This is a genomic window from Mesorhizobium argentiipisi (SeqCode) (genome assembly GCF_037179585.1).
Lineage (GTDB): Bacteria > Pseudomonadota > Alphaproteobacteria > Rhizobiales > Rhizobiaceae > Mesorhizobium > Mesorhizobium argentiipisi.
This window is the reverse complement of sequence record NZ_JAPYKO010000024.1, coordinates 53929-77232: the sequence shown is the minus strand read 5'-3', so window position 1 is coordinate 77232 and position 23304 is coordinate 53929. Positions and strand designations below refer to the sequence as shown.

Sequence of the window (23304 nt, the reverse complement as noted above, 5' to 3'; positions counted from 1 at the left end):
CGGTCGCTGACTGGCAGCGATGTCCTGATCGGCCGCGACGGCCTGTCGCTCGATTATGAGGATGCGTGGACGGGCGCTCAAGGCAAGGTCAGCCGCCCGCATCTCTATGGCATCGCGAATCTCTATTACGACTTCCTCGACGGCAACGACGTCGACGTTTCGGGCACGGCGCTGCACGAGCAGGACCAGCCGCTCTGGCGCGGCCTGGGGTCGGCGGCACGCTTTCCTGGGCCGATGACCATTACACCGTCTTCGGCGAGGCCTTCGCCAAGTCCAGCCTGAAAGACTTCAGCGACAGCCGCTCGATCGACGCGAAGCTCGGCTTCAGCGTGAAGTGGTGAGTGGGAGCGCTTGCGGCGGTCTGGCCGCGGCTTGAACGACGGTTGAAGATTTTTGTCATCGACGCGCAACAAATTTCGCGTCTCGAAGTTAGAACGGGTTGGTTACGGGGAACTGCGCGATGCTCCTTGCCTTGGACGATGCGATCTCAACGGCTGTTTTGGCCGGCAGAGGTGCAGGCGCGGAGGTTTTCGGCATCATCGATCTCAACAACAAAATCGAAACCCGGATCAGCGCCATCAGCCTAGGACGAGCCATACAGTTCGTCGCCAATGCGTCAGTGCTTGGATACGATGTTCGCAATGCAATGGTCTTATATGGCGAACCAGGAACGCCAAGTTTGAGGGTGTGGGACTGCGAGCACCTTTGGGCGCAATATGGTGGCGTTCTGCTCCAGCCATAGCGGGCTTCAACCTCTTCAGGCGCAACCGTGGCGTACGGGTCAATGGACGGTGAGCCAAGGCGTCGAAAAGAACCGCGAGGCCATGCCGAGGATCAAGGTGCCGCGGCTCACTTCCGATTGATCAGCGGAGTTTTCCGGCGCCGATAACGCGCCGATAATGGGATTTCTATCCATTCAGCCCGACCGCCTGTTTCATCGCTCGGCGGTTCTGCACCGGAGCGGCCCGGAACTCTGGCGGCTCGAGTCGCCAATGCGCCGGGCCTAACCGGTGGGGGCTGGAACGAAAACATGGCGCCGGCTGAACCAAGACATATCAGCTCTTGCTGATTTTTTTGCCATGCGAACGAAGGACGCCGGCGGCCTAAGGACGTGCGGTCGGGCGGGCACGCCTCCGCGTTTTTCGGAAGGTAATGCATGTGCCCAGAAGTGTGCGGCGGTTCTGCGACAACGACTTGCATCAAAAACAAAGACTTAAAGCACGTCGCCTGAATCCGTTTCAGCGCGACGCGCTTTAAGACGCGCAGATATAAGGAGTGGCGGCGGCGGAAGCGCCGGATTGGACCCTGTGTTTACCTACCGGAAAGCGCGAGACATTTGGTCGGTGAGCGGCTTCAGCAGATAAGACCAGACACTGCGCTGGCCAGTGCTTATGTGAACCTCGGCCGGCATGCCGGGCTTGAGCACCTTCGCATCCCTCAGGCAGCTCGTCTTGTTATCGACGCTGATGCGTGCCGAGAAATAGGAGAGCTGGCGCTGCGGGTCCTTGATCAGGTCTGCGGAAATCCATTTCACCGCGCCCTGGCAGGCGGGTGTCGTGCCCGCATCGAATGCCGGAAAACGGATTGAGACCGGCTGACCTGGCTGAATGTCATCCACCCGCGCCGGAGGAATGAGCGCGTCCACGACAAGATTGTCCGTATCGGGGACGATCGTCATGAGCAATTCCCCTGGAGCGATCACACCGCCAATCGTGTGGACGGTGGATTGCTGTATCGTTCCCGATTGCGGGGCGCGGATTTCAGTTTTGGTCAGCTCGTCCTGAGCCACGATCTTGCGTTCGGCGAGCTCGGTCCGTTTGGCTTCCGTTTCGCGCAGCTCCTTGGTCACTTCGCTGCGCCTTTGCTCGTCAAGCTGCAGAACCTGCAACTCGGTTTCGGTGATCTTGACCTGCGCTTCCGCCACGGCCGCCGCCAGCCGCCCGGACTCCCCTTTGGCGCGTGTCGCGTCCAGCCTGACGTTGCTGAGCCTCTCTTTCGAAACCAGTTTCTTGGAGTAGAGAGCGTCCACATCGGTGAGATCGCGGCCTAGCAAAGCCGCGGATTCGTCCATCGCGGCCTGCTGGGCCTTCAGGCCTTCGAGCTGTCGCTGGATCTGTTCGGTCTGGCTGCGAAGAAGCGTTTTTTGGCCGGCCAATTCCGAAGCCCGCGTATCGAGCAAGGCGCGCTCGCCATTGACCAGCGCCACCACGCTTGGCTTGTTCATCTCCGCTTGAAGAGCGGCTGGAAGCTGCATCGTCGTCAGCCCCTGACGCTCCGCCTCCAGACGGGCAAGCCGCGCTGTGGCGCGATCGAAATCCTCGCTGATGATCTGAAGGTTTGTGCTTGTCAGCGTATCATCCAGCCTGACCAATACGTCGCCCGCCCGGACATGATCGCCATCCTGTGCAAAGATGCCGCTGATCGTGCCGCCGGCCTGGTGCTGCACCTTCTTGGTGTTGCTTTCAACCACAACGGTCGCGGGGGCGATCACGGCACCGGCAATCTCCGTCAAGCCGAGCCACAGCCCTCCGCCAACCACCAGCAGGCAAGTCACCCCCAGGCCAAGAGCCAAGCTTGGGCCGAGGCTGCCGGGCGGCTTGAACACGTTCGCGCCTGCGGAGCGCGAAGCAGCACCGAAGCCGGCATAGGACCGCAGGTCCGCAAAAACGCGAGGCAAGACGTCACGCATGGCCGGTCACGCCTCGTTGGGTCGGAATGATCGGACGGTGGGTGGCGGGAGCGGGGGGGCGCGCCATGCTCGCCAAGACCTCCTCGCGGGAGCCAAATGAGCGGACCATGCCGTTGGCCAGCACCAGAACCTGATCAATATTGGTGAGAGCGGACGGCCGGTGCGCGACAACGATCACGATCCCTCCGCGTTGACGCACGGCCAGAACCGCTCCGGCAAGTGCTGCGTCACCTTCGACATCGAGATTGGAGTTAGGCTCGTCCAGAACGACCAGGAACGGCTCGCCATAGAGCGCCCTGGCGAGGCCGATCAATTGTCTTTGGCCTGCCGACAAGGCTCTGCCTCCCTCGCCGATGCGGGTTTGGAAACCCTCCGGCAGATGCATGATCATCGAGTAGACGCCCGCGGCCCTGGCGGCTGCGAGCACGCCTTTGGGATCGCTCGTGCCGCCGAACCTCGAGATGTTGTCCGCCACGGTACCATCGAAAAGCTCAACGTCCTGCGGCAGATAGCCGATATGAGCGCCGAGCGAATGCGGGTCCCACTGATCGAGAGGGGCCCCGTCCAGCCTTACCTTGCCGTTGAGCGGCCTCCAGGCTCCGACCAGGGCACGCACGAGCGTCGTCTTCCCGGAACCGCTCGGGCCCACGATGGCCATGCCCGCGCCGCGGGACAGTTGGAAACTTACGTCGAGCACGGTCGGCTTTGGCATGCCGGGCGGCGCTACGGTCAACGTCTCGACGGTCAGCCGCGTTTGCGGCCGGGGCAATTCCAAGGGTTCGATCGGGTCTTCGAACGAGTTCAACATCGACTTGAGTTGGAAATAGCTGTGCCGCGTCGCCAGAAAGCCCTTCCAGTTTGCGATCGCCGCATCGACCGGAGCAAGCGCGCGACCCAGCAATATCGACGATGCGATGATCACACCGGGGGACGCTTCGCCGCCGATGACCAGATAAGCGCCGAGGCCCAGCACTGAGGACTGCAGCGCCATCCTCAGCGCTTTCGACAATGAACCGGTCCCTCCTATGATGTCGGAGAGCCGCTCCTGATGCGTCAGGTAGCTATGAACGATGTCGCTCCAGCGCCCGGCCAGTCTGGAAGAGAGGCCCATCGCGTGGACGACCTCCGCATTGCGGCGGCCGGACTCGGCAAGGGCGCGCTGCGAGATCATGGCTTCGGATGTCAGTCTGGCAGGCCCGCGACCGAAGATCTCCGCGACCGCGGTCAGCGCCACCACGACAAGCGCGCCGATCGTCGCCAGCACGCCAAGCGACGGGTGCAACAGATAGATGATCAGCAGATAGAAAGGAATCCAAGGCGCATCGAATATGACGGTCGGCCCGGATCCCGAGAGAAAGCCACGCAGGTGATCAAGATCCCGCAACGGATTGAGCCTGTCCGCCTCCCGTCCGGCGTTGAGCGGCAGAAGCATCGATATCGCGAATGCCCTTTGGTGCAGGTTTCTGTAGAGCCGGCTGGCAATGCGGACCAAGAGACGAAGCCGCACGAAATCGAGCAGCCCGTAGGCTGCGTAAAGGCCCAGCATTCCAATCGTCAACCCGACCAGGGTCGGAACACTCTGGGAGGGCAGCACCCGATCGTAGACCTGGAGCATATAGAGAGACCCAGTCAGCGCCAGCAGGTTCGTCACCGCTGAAAAAAGCCCAACGCCAAACAAGCCCTGAGCGCAGTCCGACATTGCGATCCGTAAAAGGGAGGAAATTTCTTGCTTTGTCTTCATAGCCTTCCGATTCACGCGGATAACCGCGCGGCTTTGTTGGCCCTGCCCGATATGGGAACCCAGACTGCATGGATATGTCAGGTCCGAGCGATTGCCGGACGTGAGGCGTCACTAATGTAGCCTACTTTAATCGAAATGAAGCGAAATCGTGACCTGTCCCAAAATGGGAGCGGCTGAATCGGTGAAAATTGGGGATAATAGCGGGAGACACGCTGCCTGATACGTCGACTAACGAAGCGCGACCGGACTGAAAACGCTGAGTTTTTTCTCCAGGACATCTAAGAAGGACTGGACGCGATCAATTATTTTGACTGGCGAAATATGTATGTGATTTTTTTCTAATATAACTTTCGTCTACTCAGGCGGCGCCGGGGGGCTCACCGAATCAAAAGAAAGAAGGAGCGCCTATGGCAACTCTCCATTATGCTGCGGGTGGATCTACCGCCGACGTGGCAGCTGCAGGATTCAATCTCGTCGATGTTCAATATGTTTCGCAGGTAAACGCGCTGCCTGACGGAATGAAGGCCTTGGTGTATCTCGACGCTCATGATGGCGCCACCTCGTCCTTCATTGATAAAGTCACCCCCTTCCTAAACAATCCAAAGGTGTTCGGATTCTACCTCTGCGACGAGCCCGACCCGACCGGTCACTGGCATCCGCTGACGACCGCGGCAAATCTGAAGGCCGAATCCGATTGGATTCATTCTCACTTCCCGGGCGCAAAGACCTTTATCTCGATGATGAACATGGGGTCCAACGCCAATCCGAGCTTCGCCAACTCTTACAATCCGGCGAACACGGGCATCGATTATTACGGGATGGGTGCCTATGTGATCCATTCCGATACGGGAAGTGCTCCTGACTACTCCCAGATCGATCGCTTGGTTGCGGCCGCGGTTGCAGCGGGCATTCCGGCTGACCGTATCGTCCCGGAATTCCAGGCTTTCGGCGGTGGAAACTGGGTAAGCGAAAGCGGCTCCGCCTTCGCTGTCCCGACCGCTGAGCAGGCGAAGGCAGTGTTTGATCACTGGGCCAAGCTGGTCCCATCGCCGGCGTTCGACTATACCTATGCATGGGGTGCACAGAACGGCGACACCGCGCTTGAGAACTCTACGGAGTTGCAGGCAATCTTCCGCGAGCACAACACCAGCTCGACTTCGTCGACGCCGCCCGCGACCACTGAGCCGACACCGCCGACAACTTCCGAGCCGACACCGCCAGCCTCCGAACCGATGCCGCCGACTTCCAGCGCGACGCCGCCGACATCCAGCCCGACGCCCCCGACATCCAGCCCGACGCCCACGACATCCGGTGCGACGCCGCCAACAAGCACAGACCCTTCTCACAACGATCATGTGATCCAGGGTGGCAAGGGCAACAACACCTATCACGTCAACAATGCACATGACAAAATAATGGAAGCAGCCACTGGCGGCTTTGATAAAGTGATGGCCTCGGTCAGCTATGCCCTGTCCGCCGGCTCGCATGTCGAGCGACTCTCCACCTCCAACACGGCAGGCAAAACCGCCCTCAATCTGACCGGCAACGAGTTCGGCCAGACGATCATCGGCAACAACGGTGACAACAAGATAAATGGCGGCGGCGGATCAGACCTGTTGAAGGGTTATGGCGGACACGATGCCTTCGTGTTCAACACGGCGCTTGGAAAGTACAATATCGACAGGATCGCCGATTTCGACGTCTCCCGAGACAAGATCAATCTCGACCACGGCATATTCGCCGGGCTTCAGAAGGGCGCGCTTGCAGCCGGCGATTTCCACATCGGCCGCAGCGCACATGATGCGAGCGATCACATCATCTACAACAGCGCGACAGGAGCGCTTTCCTTCGACAGCGATGGAGCTGGCGGCCATGCGCAGACTCAATTTGCGAGTCTGGCTCCGCATCTCCACCTGGGTGAACACTCCTTTCTTGTAGTCTGACAAGGCGCCTTACCGATAGGAGCGCCCGAGGCTCCTATCGGTCTGGCCGTGAAAACCGGCCTGGTGCCGGTGGATAGGTTCGCAAAATCAATCAGGGCCGGCCCCATTGGCCTCTCCTCTGCGGTCCTCAGTTGCCGCTCCTGGCATCAAATCTGCTGCCGAACTCAATCAACTCTCGCGTGTGCCGGTCGTTAGCTCTCGCCTTTATCTCGAATTTGTGGGAACATTTCTCCGCGATCGAGGTTTGATTGGTTGGCCTGAGATAAGGGCGCGGGAGGATGGCATGCCGAGCTACGAGGTCGAGGAGATTTTCGCCGGAAAGGTGATCGTCTCTCACAAGATTGTTGCGCCAACGCCCTTCCGGGCCGCAAAGCTCGCAACCAATCGGGACATCACGCTGCGAAATTCCGAAGTCCGATGGATACGCGTCTTTGAAGAAGACCGGCGGCACCGGGCGTATGAATACACCGTCATTGAACGACCGCAGCTTGCATCGCGAACTGGGCCATCATAGAGCCGCGGCGTCCCGCCGGCATCGTGTTGGAGATCAGCTTCCTGTCAGGAGCCACGCTGTGGCTCAATGCCGCGCTCGATAGCGAGAAGTCTCTCCTCCAGCCAGCAGTAAACCGCCTGGGCGTTCTCGCCGAACCCGCATCGGTTTCCGACACCCGTTGCCCACTGCGGCGGACCGACTGGTTCTGTCATTCGAACGGACGAGGACAAGCTTAGGACCCGCCCGTAGCTTTCATGACCGATTGAACGCATTCCTCGCAAAGACAGCGGGCCATGAGAGACTATCCAAGTTCCAGCCACTTTGGGCCGGCGGACCGCAGCTTTTTGGGAGGGGTGGCAAAATGAAGCCCCACCTAGTCTGCGTCGGTGGCGAGGATCACGCGCTTAGAATTCCGTTTCTCATGGAGATGCGCGAGAGGGGCTTTCGGGTCACGGCCGTCTCGAGCGGCGAGGAAGCTCCATTCCTGCGCCACGGCATAGCGCACCGGAGCTATAGGTTTGACCGCTTTGCCACCGGCGGCGGCAATGCTGGCACGGTCAGAACACTTCGAAGCCTGATATCGGAACTGCGTCCGGACATTGTCCAGAGTTTCGATACGAAGCCCAATCTCTTGACCCCGCTGGCGGTGCGTGGACAGGCACCGGTCGTGCGCACCATCAACGGTTTGGGCTGGACGTTCTCATCACTCCAGCCGCGCGCCTTGGCTCTTCGTCCGGTCTTTTGCGGCCTGCAATGGCTTGCGTCCTTCTGGACTGCTGCGACGGTCTTCCAAAACCGCGACGACCGAACATTTTTTGAACGCTATCGGCTGATCGGACGAGGGGACAGTCTTCTTATCGGCGGTTCCGGTATCGACATCGGCGCATTCGCCGCCGCGAGACGGCTTGGTCCATCGGCAGCAAGGTTGCGCCAGGAATTCGGGCTGCAGTCGGCTGAAGTCGTCATGTTTGTCGGCCGGTTGACTCGTCAAAAAGGCATACCGACCCTCCTCGCGGCGATTCCAAAAGTTCTCGCCAAAAGACCAGATGCACGCTTCGTCTTTGTGGGTCCGTGGCAGTCCGAAGGCCCATTCGCCGTCGAAGCATCGGAATTTGAGCGCTTCGCGTCTCACGTGGTCGTGCTGGGCAAACGGCAGGACGTTCCTGCTCTTCTGGGCATGGCTGACATATTCGCCTTCCCAACCGAATACCGCGAGGGAATTCCGCGTGTGTTGCTGGAAGCGGGCCTCGCGGGATTGCCGACAGTTGCCTCCAGAATGCCCGGTTGCAGCGATTTCATCGAAGACGGATGGAACGGCTACCTTGTCGCGCCGCGCGACCCCGATGCGCTCGCGGATCGCATAATCGAGCTGCTGTCGGATCGACCCCTTGCAGCGACTCTGGGCAGCCGCTCCGCCGCAGTTGTTCGGGAGCGCTTTGCGTTGCCGTTGATAGTCGACCAGTACTGCGACCTATACGACAAAACCATCAACGCCAGATCCCAAGGGGGGGCCGTCCGGTCGCGATCCGCGACCGCGCCTAGGCGCGACCTCGCGGATCGCCGGCTGGGTGGACTGCACGGATGACCCGGGACATGCTCCTTGCCCTTGGCGCCGTGATGGCCGGCGCGACGCAGCTCAGCCTTCCGGGCTCGTCCTTCGGCTATGGCGAACTGTTTCTGGTCCTCTGGATCCTGCTGTCGATCGGACGGATACTCGCCGGAGGTCGTGCCGTACTTACACCTGCCCTGACCAAACTCGCCGGCTTCTGGCTGGTGATGACAGTCGCTTTGGCTTTCGGCACCGTCGTCGCCTATTTCACCTCGATCCTATACTCGACCGGACTGGTACACGATACCGAAGCGTATCTTCTGTTGGCCTGCATTACATGCCTTGCTGCCGCAGAGCCCGACGCCGGTCGCCATTTGCGTCGCAGCGCGTGGTGGGTGATCGCAATCGCGAATGCGACACTTGCCATTCAGGTGGCTCAGGGCTGGGGGTGGTTCCCCCCGGCTAATGTCGAGTTATGGTACTGGGACCGCTTTCGCGGCTGGTCGGAAAATCCAAATCAACTCGCACTCTACTGCGCGATCTATGGCACGCTGGCTTTGCATCTCGCGACGACCACTAGCAATGGTTGGGCTAGGTTCCTTGGCATCGCCAGCGTGTTCTTCACCTTCTATGTGGGAAGGCTGACGAAGAGTGATGCCTATTTGTATACCAGCATCCTGACTTACCTGACATTCCTCGGGCTGAGAATCAGGACATGGCTCAAGACATCTGGCAATAAAGTCAGCCTTTCACGGCAAGCGGTCCTTCTATTGCTCATCGGCAGTTTACCGATGGCGGTCTCGATCACTCCCTACATTCTGTCGGAGGCGAACACCCTCGAAAACTTCGCCAAGAGCCTGACCAAGGACAATGGCGGCGAAGCGACAGCCGAAACCGCCGAACTCCGCCTGTATCTTTGGGGCGCGGCGTTGGAGGAAGGCGCGCAATCAGGATCGATGGGTCTCGGCCCGGGCCCGCATGTCAACCGCCCCCCAACCTGGCAGAGGCAGTTTGATTTTCTGACCCGACCCTTTGAGGCCCACAACACGATACTCGATCTGTACACTCAAGGTGGTGTCATCTCGGTTCTGGCGCTGGCCTGGCTCGTTGGCACCGCCATCATGTCGGCGTGGCGCGCGAAGCTGGACGCGCTGTTGGCGCTCATGGTGTCGATCGTCATCTTCAGCATGCCGCACCTGATCATCCGCCACCCGATCGTGTGGTTTGCGCTGACCTTATGCCTTGTTGCGGGCAGGCCTCGCGAGTTCGCTCCGAGGTTCGAGCCTATAAGGGTTGTGTAATGTGTGGGATCGCTGGAATTCTCCTCGCTACCGCCGCCGCGAACACGAAGCCGCTCGAGACAATAAGCCAGTTGACGTCGGCGCTTCGGCACCGTGGGCCCGACGGCGAAGGGCTCTGGACAGATCGTGAAGCGGGCATTGCGCTGGGCCATCGGCGACTGGCGATCGTCGACCTCTCGGCGACGGGACGTCAGCCTATGCGTTCCGCCAGCGGCCGGTATGTGACCACCTTCAACGGCGAGATTTACAATTTCAGGGACCTGCGGCGCGAACTTGAGGACGCCGGGCATCAGTTTCGCGGCACCGGCGACACGGAAGTCATGCTGTGTGCGATCGAGGCTTGGGGCATCGAGGCCGCCCTTAAGCGCTTTGCGGGCATGTTTGCGTTTGCGTTGTGGGACCTGAAGACCAGAACCCTTCATCTCGCACGGGATCGAATGGGCAAAAAGCCGCTTTATGTGGCATTGGTCGGGCATGCTCTGGTCTTTGCGTCCGAGCTGAAGGCAATCCGGTGCTTTCCGGGCTTCTCCGCCGAACTCGACCTGGATGCGACCGCTGCCATGCTTTCGAGAGGGTGGGTACCGGACCATAGATGCATCTGGCAGGGTGTGTTCAAGCTGCCGCCCGGTTCCCTGCTCTCCGTCAGACCCACCGATTTGGCCGAAGCGGGTGGCGCCGACGCTCTTCGCCGCCGGGTTAAACCGTGGTGGTCGCTGGCCGACGTCGCCGCCAAAGGCCGTGAGAACCAGATCGCCGGCAGCGACGAGGATCTGACCGACGAACTGGACAACCTGCTTCGGCTCGCCGTTCGCGAACGGATGATCGCTGACGTGCCATTGGGCGGCTTTCTGTCGGGTGGGATCGACAGCTCTACGGTCGTGGCGCTGATGCAGGCTCAATCCAGAAGTCCGGTGCGCACATTCACGGTGGCCTTTGCGGAGGGCGGCTTCGACGAGGCCCCTTATGCGGCCGAAGTAGCACGGCACCTGGGAACCGATCACACCGAACTTCACCTTTCACCGACCGCCGCACGCGAGGTCATTCCAGAATTGCCGCGTATCTGGGACGAGCCTTTCGCCGACGAATCGCAGATTCCAACGCTGCTGGTGGCGCGGCTGGCCCGCCAGCATGTAACCGTGGCGCTGTCGGGTGACGGCGGCGATGAATGTTTCGCGGGATATGGCCGCCATTTCATGGCGGAGAGGCTGAAGCGGCACCAGGGGCTGCCCATACAATTGCGCCGGGCGTTGGCGGCCGGGGCAGGGTTGCTTGCTCGCGCGGTCCGTCACGAGATCGTTGGAAACCTGCCGCTTTCGGCGAGTGTACGGCATGCGCTACGCGGCGACCGGCTTGATCGGCTTGCTCCGCTGCTCGCCGCAACCAGTGAAGACGAGTTGTATCAGAGGCTGAAGGGATCTGCGGTCGAAAACCTCGCCCGGCAGAAGCTCCCCACATCGAGCGATGGTGCGCCGCAGCTCGACGGGTTGCTGTCGCGTCTCTTGTACGACGACATGGCGGGTTACCTGCCCGGCGACATACTGGTGAAGCTGGATCGCGCCACTATGGCCAATGGCCTCGAGGGACGATGCCCACTGCTCGATCATCGGGTTGTCGAATTTGCCTGGCGCCTTCCCTCCAATGTGAAGGTTCGCAATGGTGGCGGTAAGTGGATCCTTCGTCACCTGCTGCATCGCTATCTTCCGGAGCGGCTGATCGACAGACCAAAGCAAGGTTTCGATGTGCCCATAGCGGTCTGGCTGAGAGGTCCGCTGCGCATTTGGGCCACCGAACTTATCGCCGGCATGCGCAATTCCGGAGACCGGATATTCGATCTTGCGAAGGTGGATGCGTGCTGGCGCGACCACGTCGACGGCAAGCACGACCATTCGCGCGAATTGTGGCCGGCGCTCATGTTTCAGGCTTGGCACGAAGAGGCGAGCAGGTCGCCGGTGTTGGAAGCGGGGCTTTCTCAAGTGCCCGAACTTACAGGAGTATAAGATGGAAGGTTCCAAGGTTAGCCGCATCCATCTTCCGCATGCTACCGAAGCGCCTCCGTCCGTACGCGAGATCAACCCTCGCATGAGACGGCCGTTGGGAGAGCAGATGGACACGCAAACGCCGCTCCATCAGCTCCTCATTACCCTCCAACGAAAAAAATGGTTCCTGCTTGCCATGGTCGTCGCAGGCGGCATCCTTGCCGCGCTTTTGGGTCTTGCGCGACCCACCCTATACGAGGCCACTACACAGGTGCTCGTTGATGCGCCGAGCAGGGCGACTCCGGCCGGCGGCTTGAGTTCCACCCAGGATTTGCTGGAATCCAGCATTGACGACCATATAACCATGCTCTCGTCGCAGAGCCATCTGCGAAGCGTGGTGGCGGCGTTGCGCAAAATAGATGCCGCCAATGTTGCCGGAGCCGCCGACGGTACAAAGCGAGCCGATGTCGCGACCGCAACCTCTTCTCCCAATCCTGGTCGCGTCGAGCCACCGAAATCGCCCTCGGTTCTAGATGGTCTGCTGGAAAAAATCTGGCCGCGAAGCACGCCGGCGGAGCCAGATGCGGCTGAACTAAAGGTGCTGCGCGAGGGCATAAGGATTGGGCAGGAACTGAGGTCCAGAGTTATCAGTGTCGGCTTTACCGACAAGGATCCGACGCGAGCCGCTCTTGTGGCCAATACGTTTGTCCAAGTATATATTGGCGATCTTGCAAGGAGAAATCAGGCTTCGGACGAACAGGAACTCGACTCGATAGTTGCCACGCTGCCGACTATACGAGACAGCCTCGCAGAAGCGACGGATCGGCTGGAAAGGTATCGGCTGAGCCATGGCGCAGTAGATCAAGGTGCGGCGGACAACGCGGCCAAGGAGACAGCCGAACTCACTCAGCAGATATCGATGTCCAAGGCTGACCTCGCCGCGCAGGAATCCCGCCTTCAGCGCATTCAGGACCTCCGTAAGCAGAACGCACCGTTCGCATCGCTGGCCCAAGCGATCGGTACGCCCGAGTTGGCCGACCTTGCGGCTCGCCAAGCCGCCGCGCCGGCAGATAAGGGCCTGAGCAAAGCGATTGACAGTGCTGTAGAGCAAGCTCTCGCTCGTGTTGCCGCTGAGGTCGACATTTATCGCGCTCAGATCGGGGCTCTGGAAGATCGCAAGAAAGTTCTCGATGCGGTTGTGGCCGATACAGCCGGTCGGCTCTCCGGATTGCGCGCGCTCGAGCCGCAGGTGAGCATCCTGACGCAGCGATATAACGACCTCTTGGCCCGCCAACAGGATTTGAAGCGGCAGATCGCAAATCCCAACCCCGGAGTCGGAATTCTTTCCGCGGCGTGGCCGCCTGCCAATCCAACGACCCTTGCGCCGATTTTCCTCGTTCCGCCGGGCATGATTATGTTCGGCCTGATTGGAGGAATTCTCGTACTCCTGCGCCGACACTTCGATCGCACTTTGCGCGGCGAGGCTGAAGCTGAAGCAGCGCTTGGGGTCCCGTGCCTGGCGCTCATACCTCAGGCTGCCACCACGCACGCCAAGCGACTGAAGCAGTTGGTGCTAGGCCAGCAGGAGTCCGGATACAGCCGCGCCGTGACGTCGCTGCTTGTCGCGGCAACGCCAAGTCGACTGAGCGCTCGCTCCTCGCAGATCATGCTTGTGACATCCAGCACGCCCGAGGATGGGGCGACTGAGCTCGCATGGAGCTTGGCATTGGTTGCGACGCGCCTGGGCGGCCGAGTCCTTGTGGTCGATCTTGAACCCAAGGCCGCCCGGCTCACTCTTGAGTTTCTGAACCAGTATGGTGGACCTAAGGCTCGCCATTCTTTCGCGGACTATGTTTGTGATCGGTGTACCTTGAGAGATGCTGTCACTGGCATGCCTGAAGTCGGCATCGACCTGATGACCCTCGGCCCTTCGGAGGATCTGCTGACCCTGCTGTCCCGCGGGAACGGGTCCGAAGTGATGGAGGATCTACACTCGGTTTATAGCGTCGTTATCTTAAATGGGCCATCGGGGCTTGGGAGGCCGGAAGCCAGATTCCTCACCGAATGGGCGGACGTGGTGCTTTTCGCCGTCCGGTGGGCGAAGACGCGACGCCATGTCGCTCGCGGTGTGCTGGAACTGCTTCAGGGCGAAGATTCTGCTCCGGTGCCCGTCGGGAGCGTTCTTACGCGGGTGAATCTCAGAAAGCATGCCGGATATCGGCTCGGGGACAGCGCCGACCTCCTGCGCGAGAGCGTGACTTGAGGACCGCGGGCTCGTGCTCTGGCAATGACGACGAGAGTATCGCCAAGTCTTTGTCGAATACCGTCCGTTCGATTGGTAGGCGCCATGGACCTCAACACCCTGCTACACGGTTGACTTCATCCAGTCGAACACCTCACCGGGTTGGGTAAACCCATCGTCCAACGGACTTCTTGCCGCTGTCCAACAATGAAGGGCGGGGATTGGAAGCCCGGATCGGGTTGGGCGAGCAAAGTTGCGGGCAATGCGATGCGCTCTTCAATTGCTCTGTCGCGAAACTTCTTCTGCGCTGGAAGGCGACATCTGGGCACTAGCGACTTCGTCGTTCGCACGACGGAGACTTTAGACAGAGCCGATAGAACAATATCAGCCAACACGCGAGGGGTGCCGTGTCCAATAAAGCAACTGGCCCGACACAGGTTCTGCCGCATTTGTCCTACCTGGACGGTTGGCGCGCCGTCGCAATCACGGGCGTCCTGGTAGATCACTATCTCGCATCGCGGTTTATTAACCCTGGCCGCTTTGGTCTGGAGATGTTCTTCGCTCTCAGTGGTCTTCTGATGGCAGATATTCTGTTTGTGAGACAGATGGCCTTGCCCAAATTCTTTGGTCGGCGGGTAGCACGTGTCTACCCCGCCCTCTTTGCGTTCCTGTCTGCGATGGCGGTTGTCGCTCGCGCCGGCCCTTTGGTCCGCAGACTGGCAACATCTGCTCAGTGCATCCACGTTTACCTACAACTACTATGTGCTCCAAGCCGGGCGCATCACCTTCCTCGACCACATATGGTCGCTGTGCGTCGAGGAACACACCTACGTCATCTTGGCAGCCATTGCCGCGATTAGTCGCAGATCCCAGCTCACCGGGGGTATCCTGTGCCTGTCGCTTGCGGTCCTCGCATGGAGCGATGGCGCTATCCGAACGCTACTTGGCGCGGGCTACTACGATGTCTACTGGCGCACCGATGTACGTGCGGCCTCCATCCTCATGGCCGCGGCTGTCTATCTTCTGTTCCGTTCGTATAACGTACCATCCTGGGCGCCGCTTGCCCTTGGGGTGACCGCAGTCTTTTTCAACTTCGAACTGGTTCCCGACCCTCTCAAATACGGGATGGGAAGTACCCTTCTTGCCCTGGCCCTGGTCTACCTTGGGCAAGCCCCCGCCAACTTCCTTCGCCTGCTCGGTTCGAAACCCCTCGTAGCTGTCGGGATGCTGTCCTTCTCAATATATCTGTGGCAGCAACCCTTTGCTCAATTTCCGGGGATGGCTGGAAGGCTTCTCGGTCTTGGAGCCGCCATCGCACTGTCGGTGTTGAGTTACTTTGTTGTCGAACGACCGGCGCGCCGTTACATCAACAACCAATTCGAACGCATACGGTCGGCTTCGATGCTTCGCCCGGCAGATCTTTGACTTTGCGGTTCAGTGCGCGCCAGCGGCACAAGGCCATTTTCCCAGCGTTCCCTCGCTCGCATGGCGAACGGCATTAGAAATAGCCAACACGACCCCGGTCGGTTGGTGTTTTTCTAGTTCGTGTGCCGCCGGCCGGCCGCGACAACTGGGCGGGCCAGCCTCCCTCCGCTTAGCGACTGCCCGAACTACTCCGGGCGGAAAACCGTTACGCACTTTCCTGGAATTGATCTGGCCGTTCATTGCAGCCTGATTTGATGGCTCCGTAGCTCGGCGAGGAGACTTTGTCGATCGGCGAGGAGACTTTGTCGATCCTCGCCCAGAGTGCATTCCCGCCCAATGTCGACGCGTTGCTAACCGCATATGCCCATGCCGGCAGGCGTGATGGTGAAATCGCCAAAGCGGTCAAGCCTTGCGCGATCCGTTGAGCCTTGCTTCGCGGCAGGGCGCGGACGAACTCACTCAAGCTGCCAGGTTTTTCACCCTTACGCAGATAGCTGTTCACGATGTCGTGCTTGAGGAAACTAAGCAGGTCGAACGGTTCCCGCTCACATTTGGTCAGTTGCAAGCCATGTCGCCGACAAATCGCATCGAACGATTGCTTCGTCCATCGGCCGATGTGATTTGGGGGCATGTCTATGAGGGATCCATGAGACTCCATATAGTACGTTCTATTTTCGTTTGGCACCGCAATGAAGACAGACCCTTGTGGCTTAAGCAGGAATTTCAATCGAGTGAAGACGTCGTCCACTTTGTCCATGTGCTCGAACACCTGAAACAAGCAGATGAAGTCGAATGCTTCCTCCAACTGATCAAAGCTGTCTCCACGAATGTCGCTCGAAAACGTCGTGAAACCCTTTGACGACAATATCGACTGCGATGTTTCGTTATAATCGACTGCGGAAATGTCCGAAATTTTGAAGAATTTATTTTTGACTCGATCGAGAAAATACCCGAAGCCGGCACCCACGTCGATGATCGTTTTGCCATCAGTCCGCAGGCCCGCGAGTTCTTCGATGGTTCTTGCATATTCCCATCTCATGGTTGGATAGGAAGGATACGCCCAGGCCAGATTGTAGAATTCAGCGCCACCTGCAACGAAGGGATCTGCGAAACCGAATCCGCAATCTGCGCATTTGCGGATATCGCATATATCGCTTCCCCAGAGATCCGACAGGTGGCTCTTCAGATTTCGAAAGCGATCGGGTTCCTGGTGCGGGTTGAGGAAATGCCGAGAGGCTTCGTCAGCTGTCACTTCGAACAATTTCGCAGTCGATGTGCCGCAACATGCCGGACAAATGGTCATTTCGCTTGTCCCTAAAGCCTGACCGAAGCTGCGATTCCGCATTAAAAAATGGAATTGGCGCCAGCTTACGATGGGCACCGAACGCCACCATCATCCATCTGAATGAGATCATCGGCGGAGCGGCCGCGCAATAAATCCGCCACGTTTTGTCGTGGCAAATGCCGGAGTTTGAGAGCCGCGCCTTGCGACGGCAGGCAGGACAGCACAAATTCGCGATCCAGCCGCTCCGCCAAATCGTGTCATTCAGATGGATGATGGTGACGTTCGGTGCCCATCGTAAGCTCCCGGAACCGCGAAAATCATGCCTCTCGGAAGCGCGAACTCATGTCAGACAGGGCCAGCGACATTCTGAGATCGAGCACAGTCCCCAGGGCTGAGAAAGCAATCATCGATATTCCGCCGAGCTCTATCCGCAAAGTCATTCGCGCGGCTGGAGGGGTATCGGCCATGGCGATCGCCGGCCAGCTTATTCTCGTTGCGACTATTCCGGTACTGACCCGGCTTTATTCCCCGACAGATTTCGGCGTATTCACGATTTATCTTTCGATCGTCAACATGCTGGGCGCAGTCGCCGCGCTGCGCTTCGAACCTTCTCTCTATGGGGTCAAGGACACCGGGCAGACCTATGTCACGGTCAAGCTAATTCTGCTGGCCGTGTTCACCACCGGCGTGCTGACCTTTTTGGTCGGGCAGGTGTTCTTGAGCGCTGCGCCTGCCCAACTCAGACACCTGGTATGGCTGGTGCCTATCGGGATGAGTGGCGCTGCACTCGTTGAAACGATGAATTGCTGGGCGCTCCGTGCGGGCATGATGCGCGACTTCGCCATCGGCCGGCTGATCCTGCCAGCGACCATGGCCGTGCTGCAATTGGGTTTCGGTTTCGCACGTTTTGGGGGCGGGGCGATGGTATACGCCCATATCCTCAGCCAGTTCGCCTTTCTTGCCTTCCTCGGTCTTCAGATCCTGTCCTGGGAGGATCTGCGCGGTATCGTCCGTGCCCCGTGGAGAAGCGTCTTTGACAAGGCAAAAAGGGAGTACAAATTCCCGCTGTTCGACATTCCCGCGACCCTCGGGAGCTACGCCATCAACAATCTTCCCGCGATTCTTGTCGGCTCGTTTTTCGGCGCCGCCTTTGCCGGCTATCTCGGCGTCGCCACACGGCTGGTGACTGGGCCTATCGTGCTGATAGCCACACCGCTAAGCAACGTGTTTGTCGCCGAGTCGAACAAGAGCAGCGATCGTGGGCATATGCTCGGCGTCGCGCGTGGCCTACTGATGCTTGCCGCTGGTCTTTCTGCGTTGCCGATACTGACGCTTGGGCTGGCCGCCCCATACCTGGTCGTGCCGCTCCTGGGCAAGGCTTGGATCCCGACGGCCCAAATCATGACTGCTTTGGCGTTCATGGGCGCCGTGCAAGCATTGTCGACACCGCTCAGCGAGGTTCCTTCCCTGTTGCGGCGGCAGGAAGTGCGGCTGGTCGTCGACGCCGCGCGGATGGTGCTTGTCTTCGGTCCGCTGCTCGCCGGCGCCAAGGCAGGGTGGGAACCTATCGACGTCATCTATCTCATGGCTGTTGGCGGGATGGTTGGGTTTGCCATCAAAACCGCGGCCTCACTGTATCTTCTGAAACGGGGCATCGAACCGGCCCAGGTAACATTCTCCAGTCCGTATCCAATCGCGAGGAAACAGCACGATGAAGCTCCTGTTGAATAGCGACGAGCGCCCTGAGGGATCTGTGCCGTCGCTAGAGCCGGTGGCCAGCGGCAAAAATGAGATAAATCTGTTGGCGCTTGGCCCTATGGCCAATGTCGCTCATGCTGCCGACGCGTCACCCGCGCGCCCATTCATTTCCGTTGCCGTTCCGACGTTTCGCCGGCCGGACACCATCAGGCGCACCATCGACAGTGTCGTGGGGCAGGACTTTTCCAACTGGGAACTCGTCGTCAGCGACGACGAAGGGCTAAAGGGGTCGAGTTGGGGCATCTTGGAAGAGTATGCGCGACGCGACCCGCGCATTCGGATCGTCGAAAATTGCAGAGGCCGAGGGCAGGTGGAGAACACCAACAACGCCATGCTTGCCTGCACAGGCAAGTGGATCAAATTGCTGCATGACGATGATTGGCTGGCCCCGGGAGCTCTGAAGAGATTTGCCGAGATCTCGGTAAAATATCCGTCGGCGGCGTTCATGACCTGCGCAGCGCATGTTGTCGAGGAAAACCGGATCGTGATGCGGTCGGACCCGCCGGAGCAAAACCGGGTGTCGCTCTATTCCAGCCAGCAGTGCCTGACGGACCTCTATCTGGTACGGGTGACCAGGAGCCTTGGCATCATCCCTTCGACGCTCCTGATCAACGCCGCCGTCATCCACGCCGGGTGCCAGATGCGCGCCCATAAATCCATCCCGGCCGGCGTCGATCAATTGTTCTTTGTTGATCTGGCCCGTTACGGCGAGATGGTGGCAATCAACGAAGGGCTGATCTTCTATGATGCGACACATCATCCGAGCATAACGACGTCGAAGAGCTACGAGGACGTGGATGAGGTGACTCTTGCCGTCAAACAGCTCAATTGGCATCTGATCGAGGATAGAAAGGGCCTCCCGAAACCGGAGACGCTTTTGCGTGCGCTGCGGGTCGCCCGCATTCCGGCCAGGTTCCGACATCAATCCTGGCGAACGACGATGCGAGATGCCGTCCAGATCCTTCGGCCGTCCGTGATGAAGATCGCGAACCAGTATGCGCTGGAATACCTGTTCAGGATCCGACCAAAACTCGGCGCGGTGCAGACCCGTAAACGCTGATGCGACCCTGATGCTGAGCCTGCCGCAGGAATCGTGCGTGCGTTCGCATGACAGCTCGATGCCGGCAGCATGCGCGAACCATCGGGCGCATCGGGTCGACGAACCTCATCCGGCTGATGTCGCAGGAACAATTCCGGGCGGCGCAGTCATTTGCGTCAGAGCAATTCCACGATAGCATGGGGCGGGTTCCGTCCGGAATTGCGTCCAGACAAGAGATAGAGCGTTCGCCGTTTCCGTGAAACGCTCGAGGCAGACGTGGAGCAAGTGGCGCGCTCTCGGAACCCAGGCGCGCCAGATGGTCGGAAGGTTCCGGTTCTACGGCAGGACCGAAATGCGCCCAAGAAGAGCGACCAATTCCGCCTGGCGCCTCGTCTCTGTCTTGGCAAACAGTGAGGCGAGCTGGGTGCGGATCGTGGTCCGGCTGAGCCGGCTGCGCTCGGCAATTTCCAAGGGGGCATCACCGCTCGCCAAGCGCAACGCCAAATGCGTTTCGGCGCCGGTCAATCCAAACATTTTCCGCAGCGTCTCCGGATTGGGCCCTGTTCTCGGCTGGCGATCGAGGAGTGCGACAATGATCGACCCATCGGGAGTGACGACGCCTTCCTCATTCATGATGACCGGCCGGTCCCCGGCATTGCGGATGACAATCCAGGACAAGGATCCGGCCACGAAATTAGCAGGCACGCCTGCTATCAGGCTCCTTAGCGCGGCCGACAGATCACTAGGGGAGTCTAGAGAATCCGCACAGGCCGTGAGAATGGTTTCGGCGGCTGAGTTCCATTCAAGCACTCTTTTCGACTCGCTCAGCACAAGCCAACCACAGCCTATGCGCTCAAGCATGCCGGTTATCGAACCAAGACACGGCCGCACGTATTTCGCCGTGGTCGGCCTGATGGTGTTGCGAGAGGCGCCCCCCCTGGCAAAGGCGGTCACTGTCCTGCTGCTGGGACCAGGCGGTATCATGCCAGATCTGGCGATCGATCTTGAGTCGTTCTGTCCGCTGACCAGATTCATGAATCGTCCATCCTCGTTTTCTATCTCTGCTTTCGGTGTTAGACGACCGATAGTCAGAAGATCGGGTGCTGATGCTTATAAGGCCTTGATTTTTGGCGATCCGAAAGCGAGCAGATGGACTAGCTGCACGCTCGATGGTCTAAGCTCGACGGGTTAGACCAAAAGTTGTAGTTAGGTTGGATGAGGTTGCCGAGGAGGTCCGATCCTGTCGCGAACTCACCTAGCGTCGACGGCTGTACTGATCGCTACGCTGCTCTTCGAGGTAAGGGTATCCTTAACGGGCACCACAGACCCGGCTTTCCTTGAATTTGTTCCGGCGATAATTGTCATCGCCTTCCTCGCGGACCGCCGGCTTGCACTCGCCTCAACGCTTTTGATGGCGGCTGCAGGCTTGGGCGCCCGGATTATCGTGAATGGCCACGCTCTCGCCGATGATTGGGTGCGCGCCATCCTGCTTGTGCTTTCCGGTGGGATGATTGCCTTTCTTTTCGATCGCTCCCGGCAGAGCTTGCGGGCCGCACTGGACGTTAAGCTCGCTGCCGTCGAAGCTGCAGAGTCGCGTTACCGCCGCGCTTTTGAACGAGCCGCGCTGGGCTTTGCGACCGCGAATGACCGCGGAGAATTGCTACGACTGAACCAACGCCTCAGCGCGTTGCTCGGTTACCTCGAAGACGATCTGGTCGGGCGGCGCATAGATGAGCTTGTCCATCAAGATGATCGCGCCCCGCTTAAGAATTCGCTCGCCGCATTGACCTCCGAAGCGCCGTGGTTCGGCTCGGAAATGCGCCTGATCAGACGGGACGGCAGCATCCTTTGGGCTTGGTTGACGCTCTCTCTTTCTGCGTCGGACACGGTGCCGCCAGACAGCCTGTTTGTGGTGGTTGATGACATAACCGAGCGGAGAGCCGCTCGTGAAGCGCTCATAGCTCAAAACGAATGGCTCGACCTTGCGCTATCAGCCGGCCGGTTGGGCACTTGGCGGATACTATACGGCCAGAACATTATCTCAGGCTCACGTCAGTTTTGGGAAATTCTCGGCTTGCCTCCGGCCGCGTTCCGCCCCCTGTCCGATCTGTCATCCATCATCCACGCCGCGGACTGGGACAAACTGGTATCGCCTCCAGGAAAGGAGCAGCCGGGGGCCAATTACGACGTGGAGGTTCGCCTCAAGCGACCGGATGGCCACGTCCGTTGGGTCGCCTTGCGAGGACGCGCGGAAAGCCACGACGGCCGTGACCAGCGCATTGGCATCGCGGCGGATCTGACTGAGCGACGGCAAACGACGCTGCTACGGGCTGCGGTAAGGCGGCAGGAAAAATTGATGCTGGAGCAGCGCCACCGGTTCAGCAATCTGTTCCCCGTCATCACGGCGATAGTGAAGATGCTGGACGCGCCGGAGGGCAGTCTCGCCAAGTTCAAGGAAACGCTGGTCGAGCGAATTCGCGCGCTTGAGGCGACGCATATGCTGCTCACGCGTAGCGCGGATGGATCATCCACCATCCGCGATCTCGTCGCGCAGGCACTGAAGCCCTTCTCGGACGCTGGAAGGACCGTAGTCACGGGCCCTGACGTCAGGATTTCGGGCGGGACGGCGGAGAGTTTCGCAATGATTATCCACGAGCTCACGACCAACTCGATCAAGCACGGCGTGCTCGGCGATGCGCAGGGCAAGATTGAGGCACGTTGGGATTTCACATCGGCCCAGGCGGGCGATGAGATTGTGTTTGACTGGATAGAAACGGGTCGACGCCGCGCGGCTTCGATCAAGCGCCAGGGTTTTGGATCGATGGTTCTTGGGGTCGACGGAACGCCCCTTGTGGGTCATTCCTCGCTATTCGAAATCAGGGAGGATGGATTGCGCTATTCCCTCCGGCTGTCGCCAAAGGAAGTCCAGGCTTAGCTCACACGGTCCCCAGCCAGGTCTTTATCAGAACTGCAGCTTCCGTACGGTTTCGAACCCCCAATTCCCGCATGATCGCCGCCGCATGGATCTTCGTTGTGGCCTCGGCGATGTCGAGATCTCGGGCAATTTCTTTGTTCGAATATCCTTCCGCCATCAGCCTTAGAACATCCTTTTGCCGGGATGTGAGCCTTTCGAGAGCGCCGGCGCCCGCACTGCTCCCGTGACGGATCTCGAGTGTCTGCTCGTGCGCTGCCAAATGCCTGGACAAGAGCGCTGGCACGTAGATGCGACCCGAGAGGATTTCCTTCACCGCCAGGACGACCTCTTCGTCGCTTTGCGATTTCACGATATAGCCGTGCAACCCGACATTGAGAGCAGTCAGGATTTCGGAGCGTGAATCGTTTCCGGAAACAATTGCAAACCGCGTGTCCGGATACGTGGCCATGACGTCGCCAAGCACCTCTTGGGTGAAAAGTCCCGGCATGTTCAGATCAAGCATCGCGAGGCTGACGCACTCGTGTTCGGCAAGGAGGCCAACCACCGCATCGAAACACGTGGCCTCGAATATTTCGACGCCCTCGATGCCGGCGGTCAGCGCGAACCGCAAGCCACGCCGGTAGAGGCCGTGATCATCGGCGACGACAATCTTGTACATCCTACCCCAACGCACACACTTCCGGCTCGGGGACAACGGTACGCGTCCAGGACTTTTTTGCCGATAGGGCCAATTCTGTGACGACGCAGGACCTGTCCGCCAGCCGGAACCCAACAAAAATTCAGAGCTTCAATGTACCTCTTCTAAGCAAAAAAGCTACTCTGCGTTTACCATGATGCAAGTCGGACCTTGGTCCCTGGCCATTGGGGCATCCGCGCCCTGGTTCATGCGCACCATGTCGCCTGTCGTTTCACAATGACCCGGCAGAGC

Annotated in this window: 17 protein-coding genes and 1 pseudogene; 12 read left to right on the top strand and 6 right to left on the bottom strand. The window is 59.5% G+C overall.

Annotated elements, in window-relative coordinates; genetic code table 11:
• Window positions 1-241 precede the first annotated feature (241 nt).
• A complete protein-coding gene (locus O7A05_RS26310; protein WP_337095876.1) occupies window positions 242-400 on the bottom strand; it encodes a hypothetical protein in 159 nt (52 codons plus the stop codon).
• A gap of 60 nt (window positions 401-460) precedes the next feature.
• On the opposite strand from O7A05_RS26310, the gene O7A05_RS26305 reads away from it, so the two are divergent.
• A complete protein-coding gene (locus O7A05_RS26305; RefSeq protein WP_337095875.1) occupies window positions 461-742 on the top strand; it encodes a hypothetical protein in 282 nt (93 codons plus the stop codon).
• 573 nt (window positions 743-1315) lie between these two features.
• Here O7A05_RS26305 and O7A05_RS26300 read toward each other — a convergent pair.
• Complete coding sequence (locus tag O7A05_RS26300) at window positions 1316-2689, bottom strand: HlyD family type I secretion periplasmic adaptor subunit (RefSeq protein WP_337095874.1); 1374 nt, start codon at window positions 2687-2689, stop codon at window positions 1316-1318.
• Window positions 2682-4388 (bottom strand): type I secretion system permease/ATPase, encoded by a 1707-nt coding sequence (locus O7A05_RS26295; RefSeq protein WP_415927056.1) that lies wholly within the window; start codon window positions 4386-4388, stop codon window positions 2682-2684. Before O7A05_RS26295 ends, O7A05_RS26300 begins: the two co-directional genes overlap by 8 nt.
• Window positions 4389-4837: 449 nt before the next feature.
• Here O7A05_RS26295 and O7A05_RS26290 point away from each other — a divergent pair, with 449 nt between their 5' ends.
• From O7A05_RS26290 to O7A05_RS26260, 8 genes and pseudogenes are all read left to right on the top strand, one after another.
• On the top strand, window positions 4838-6373 hold the full coding sequence (locus O7A05_RS26290) for a calcium-binding protein (RefSeq protein ID WP_337095872.1): 1536 nt from the start codon (window positions 4838-4840) through the stop codon (window positions 6371-6373).
• A gap of 283 nt (window positions 6374-6656) precedes the next feature.
• A complete protein-coding gene (locus O7A05_RS26285) occupies window positions 6657-6887 on the top strand; it encodes a hypothetical protein (RefSeq protein ID WP_337095871.1) in 231 nt (76 codons plus the stop codon).
• Window positions 6888-7227: 340 nt separating this feature from the next.
• Complete coding sequence (locus O7A05_RS26280; protein ID WP_337095870.1) at window positions 7228-8451, top strand: glycosyltransferase; 1224 nt, start codon at window positions 7228-7230, stop codon at window positions 8449-8451.
• Window positions 8448-9716: an O-antigen ligase family protein gene (locus O7A05_RS26275; RefSeq protein WP_337095868.1), complete on the top strand. Its 1269-nt coding sequence runs from the start codon at window positions 8448-8450 to the stop codon at window positions 9714-9716. The genes O7A05_RS26280 and O7A05_RS26275 overlap by 4 nt, the downstream gene beginning before the upstream one ends.
• Window positions 9716-11713: an asparagine synthase (glutamine-hydrolyzing) gene (gene asnB, locus O7A05_RS26270; RefSeq protein WP_337095866.1), complete on the top strand. Its 1998-nt coding sequence runs from the start codon at window positions 9716-9718 to the stop codon at window positions 11711-11713. Before O7A05_RS26275 ends, asnB begins: the two co-directional genes overlap by 1 nt.
• A gap of 106 nt (window positions 11714-11819) precedes the next feature.
• Window positions 11820-13955, top strand: a complete 2136-nt coding sequence (locus O7A05_RS26265) for a GumC family protein (protein WP_337095865.1) — start codon at window positions 11820-11822, stop codon at window positions 13953-13955.
• Between the two features lie 386 nt (window positions 13956-14341).
• Window positions 14342-14566: pseudogene (locus tag O7A05_RS34505) on the top strand (hypothetical protein); the annotation flags it as partial.
• A 52-nt stretch (window positions 14567-14618) separates the two neighbouring features.
• Complete coding sequence (locus O7A05_RS26260; RefSeq protein ID WP_337095864.1) at window positions 14619-15359, top strand: acyltransferase family protein; 741 nt, start codon at window positions 14619-14621, stop codon at window positions 15357-15359.
• A gap of 205 nt (window positions 15360-15564) precedes the next feature.
• Here O7A05_RS26260 and O7A05_RS26255 read toward each other — a convergent pair whose 3' ends face one another.
• Window positions 15565-16662, bottom strand: a complete 1098-nt coding sequence (locus tag O7A05_RS26255) for a class I SAM-dependent methyltransferase (RefSeq protein ID WP_337095863.1) — start codon at window positions 16660-16662, stop codon at window positions 15565-15567.
• Between the two features lie 324 nt (window positions 16663-16986).
• Here O7A05_RS26255 and O7A05_RS26250 point away from each other — a divergent pair, with 324 nt between their 5' ends.
• The gene (locus O7A05_RS26250) at window positions 16987-18375 is read left to right on the top strand and encodes a lipopolysaccharide biosynthesis protein (protein WP_337095862.1); all 1389 of its coding nucleotides are present in this window, start codon (window positions 16987-16989) and stop codon (window positions 18373-18375) included.
• Window positions 18356-19462 carry a glycosyltransferase family 2 protein gene (locus O7A05_RS26245; RefSeq protein ID WP_337095861.1) on the top strand — a complete coding sequence of 369 codons (1107 nt, stop codon included), beginning with the start codon at window positions 18356-18358 and terminating at the stop codon, window positions 19460-19462. Before O7A05_RS26250 ends, O7A05_RS26245 begins: the two co-directional genes overlap by 20 nt.
• A gap of 315 nt (window positions 19463-19777) precedes the next feature.
• Here the strand turns inward: O7A05_RS26245 and O7A05_RS26240 are convergent, their stop codons facing one another.
• Window positions 19778-20476, bottom strand: a complete 699-nt coding sequence (locus tag O7A05_RS26240; protein ID WP_337095860.1) for a helix-turn-helix transcriptional regulator — start codon at window positions 20474-20476, stop codon at window positions 19778-19780.
• Window positions 20477-20852: 376 nt separating this feature from the next.
• Here O7A05_RS26240 and O7A05_RS26235 point away from each other — a divergent pair, with 376 nt between their 5' ends.
• Window positions 20853-22376: a sensor histidine kinase gene (locus O7A05_RS26235; protein WP_337095859.1), complete on the top strand. Its 1524-nt coding sequence runs from the start codon at window positions 20853-20855 to the stop codon at window positions 22374-22376.
• A gap of 1 nt (window position 22377) precedes the next feature.
• Here O7A05_RS26235 and O7A05_RS26230 read toward each other — a convergent pair whose 3' ends face one another.
• On the bottom strand, window positions 22378-23034 hold the full coding sequence (locus O7A05_RS26230; RefSeq protein ID WP_337095858.1) for a response regulator transcription factor: 657 nt from the start codon (window positions 23032-23034) through the stop codon (window positions 22378-22380).
• Window positions 23035-23304 lie beyond the last annotated feature (270 nt).

Coding starts and splice junctions, on each gene's coding strand:
- O7A05_RS26280 (WP_337095870.1), top strand. CDS start 7,228: ATGAAGCCCCACCTAGTCTGCGTCGGTGGCGAGGATCACGCGCTTAGA.
- O7A05_RS26300 (WP_337095874.1), bottom strand. CDS start 2,689: ATGCGTGACGTCTTGCCTCGCGTTTTTGCGGACCTGCGGTCCTATGCC.
- O7A05_RS26250 (WP_337095862.1), top strand. CDS start 16,987: ATGTCAGACAGGGCCAGCGACATTCTGAGATCGAGCACAGTCCCCAGG.
- O7A05_RS26310 (WP_337095876.1), bottom strand. CDS start 400: ATGACAAAAATCTTCAACCGTCGTTCAAGCCGCGGCCAGACCGCCGCA.
- O7A05_RS26230 (WP_337095858.1), bottom strand. CDS start 23,034: ATGTACAAGATTGTCGTCGCCGATGATCACGGCCTCTACCGGCGTGGC.
- O7A05_RS26245 (WP_337095861.1), top strand. CDS start 18,356: ATGAAGCTCCTGTTGAATAGCGACGAGCGCCCTGAGGGATCTGTGCCG.
- O7A05_RS26295 (WP_415927056.1), bottom strand. CDS start 4,388: ATGTCGGACTGCGCTCAGGGCTTGTTTGGCGTTGGGCTTTTTTCAGCG.
- O7A05_RS26285 (WP_337095871.1), top strand. CDS start 6,657: ATGCCGAGCTACGAGGTCGAGGAGATTTTCGCCGGAAAGGTGATCGTC.
- O7A05_RS26305 (WP_337095875.1), top strand. CDS start 461: ATGCTCCTTGCCTTGGACGATGCGATCTCAACGGCTGTTTTGGCCGGC.
- asnB (WP_337095866.1), top strand. CDS start 9,716: ATGTGTGGGATCGCTGGAATTCTCCTCGCTACCGCCGCCGCGAACACG.
- O7A05_RS26290 (WP_337095872.1), top strand. CDS start 4,838: ATGGCAACTCTCCATTATGCTGCGGGTGGATCTACCGCCGACGTGGCA.
- O7A05_RS26235 (WP_337095859.1), top strand. CDS start 20,853: ATGGCGGCTGCAGGCTTGGGCGCCCGGATTATCGTGAATGGCCACGCT.
- O7A05_RS26275 (WP_337095868.1), top strand. CDS start 8,448: ATGACCCGGGACATGCTCCTTGCCCTTGGCGCCGTGATGGCCGGCGCG.
- O7A05_RS26265 (WP_337095865.1), top strand. CDS start 11,820: ATGGACACGCAAACGCCGCTCCATCAGCTCCTCATTACCCTCCAACGA.
- O7A05_RS26255 (WP_337095863.1), bottom strand. CDS start 16,662: ATGACCATTTGTCCGGCATGTTGCGGCACATCGACTGCGAAATTGTTC.
- O7A05_RS26240 (WP_337095860.1), bottom strand. CDS start 20,476: ATGAATCTGGTCAGCGGACAGAACGACTCAAGATCGATCGCCAGATCT.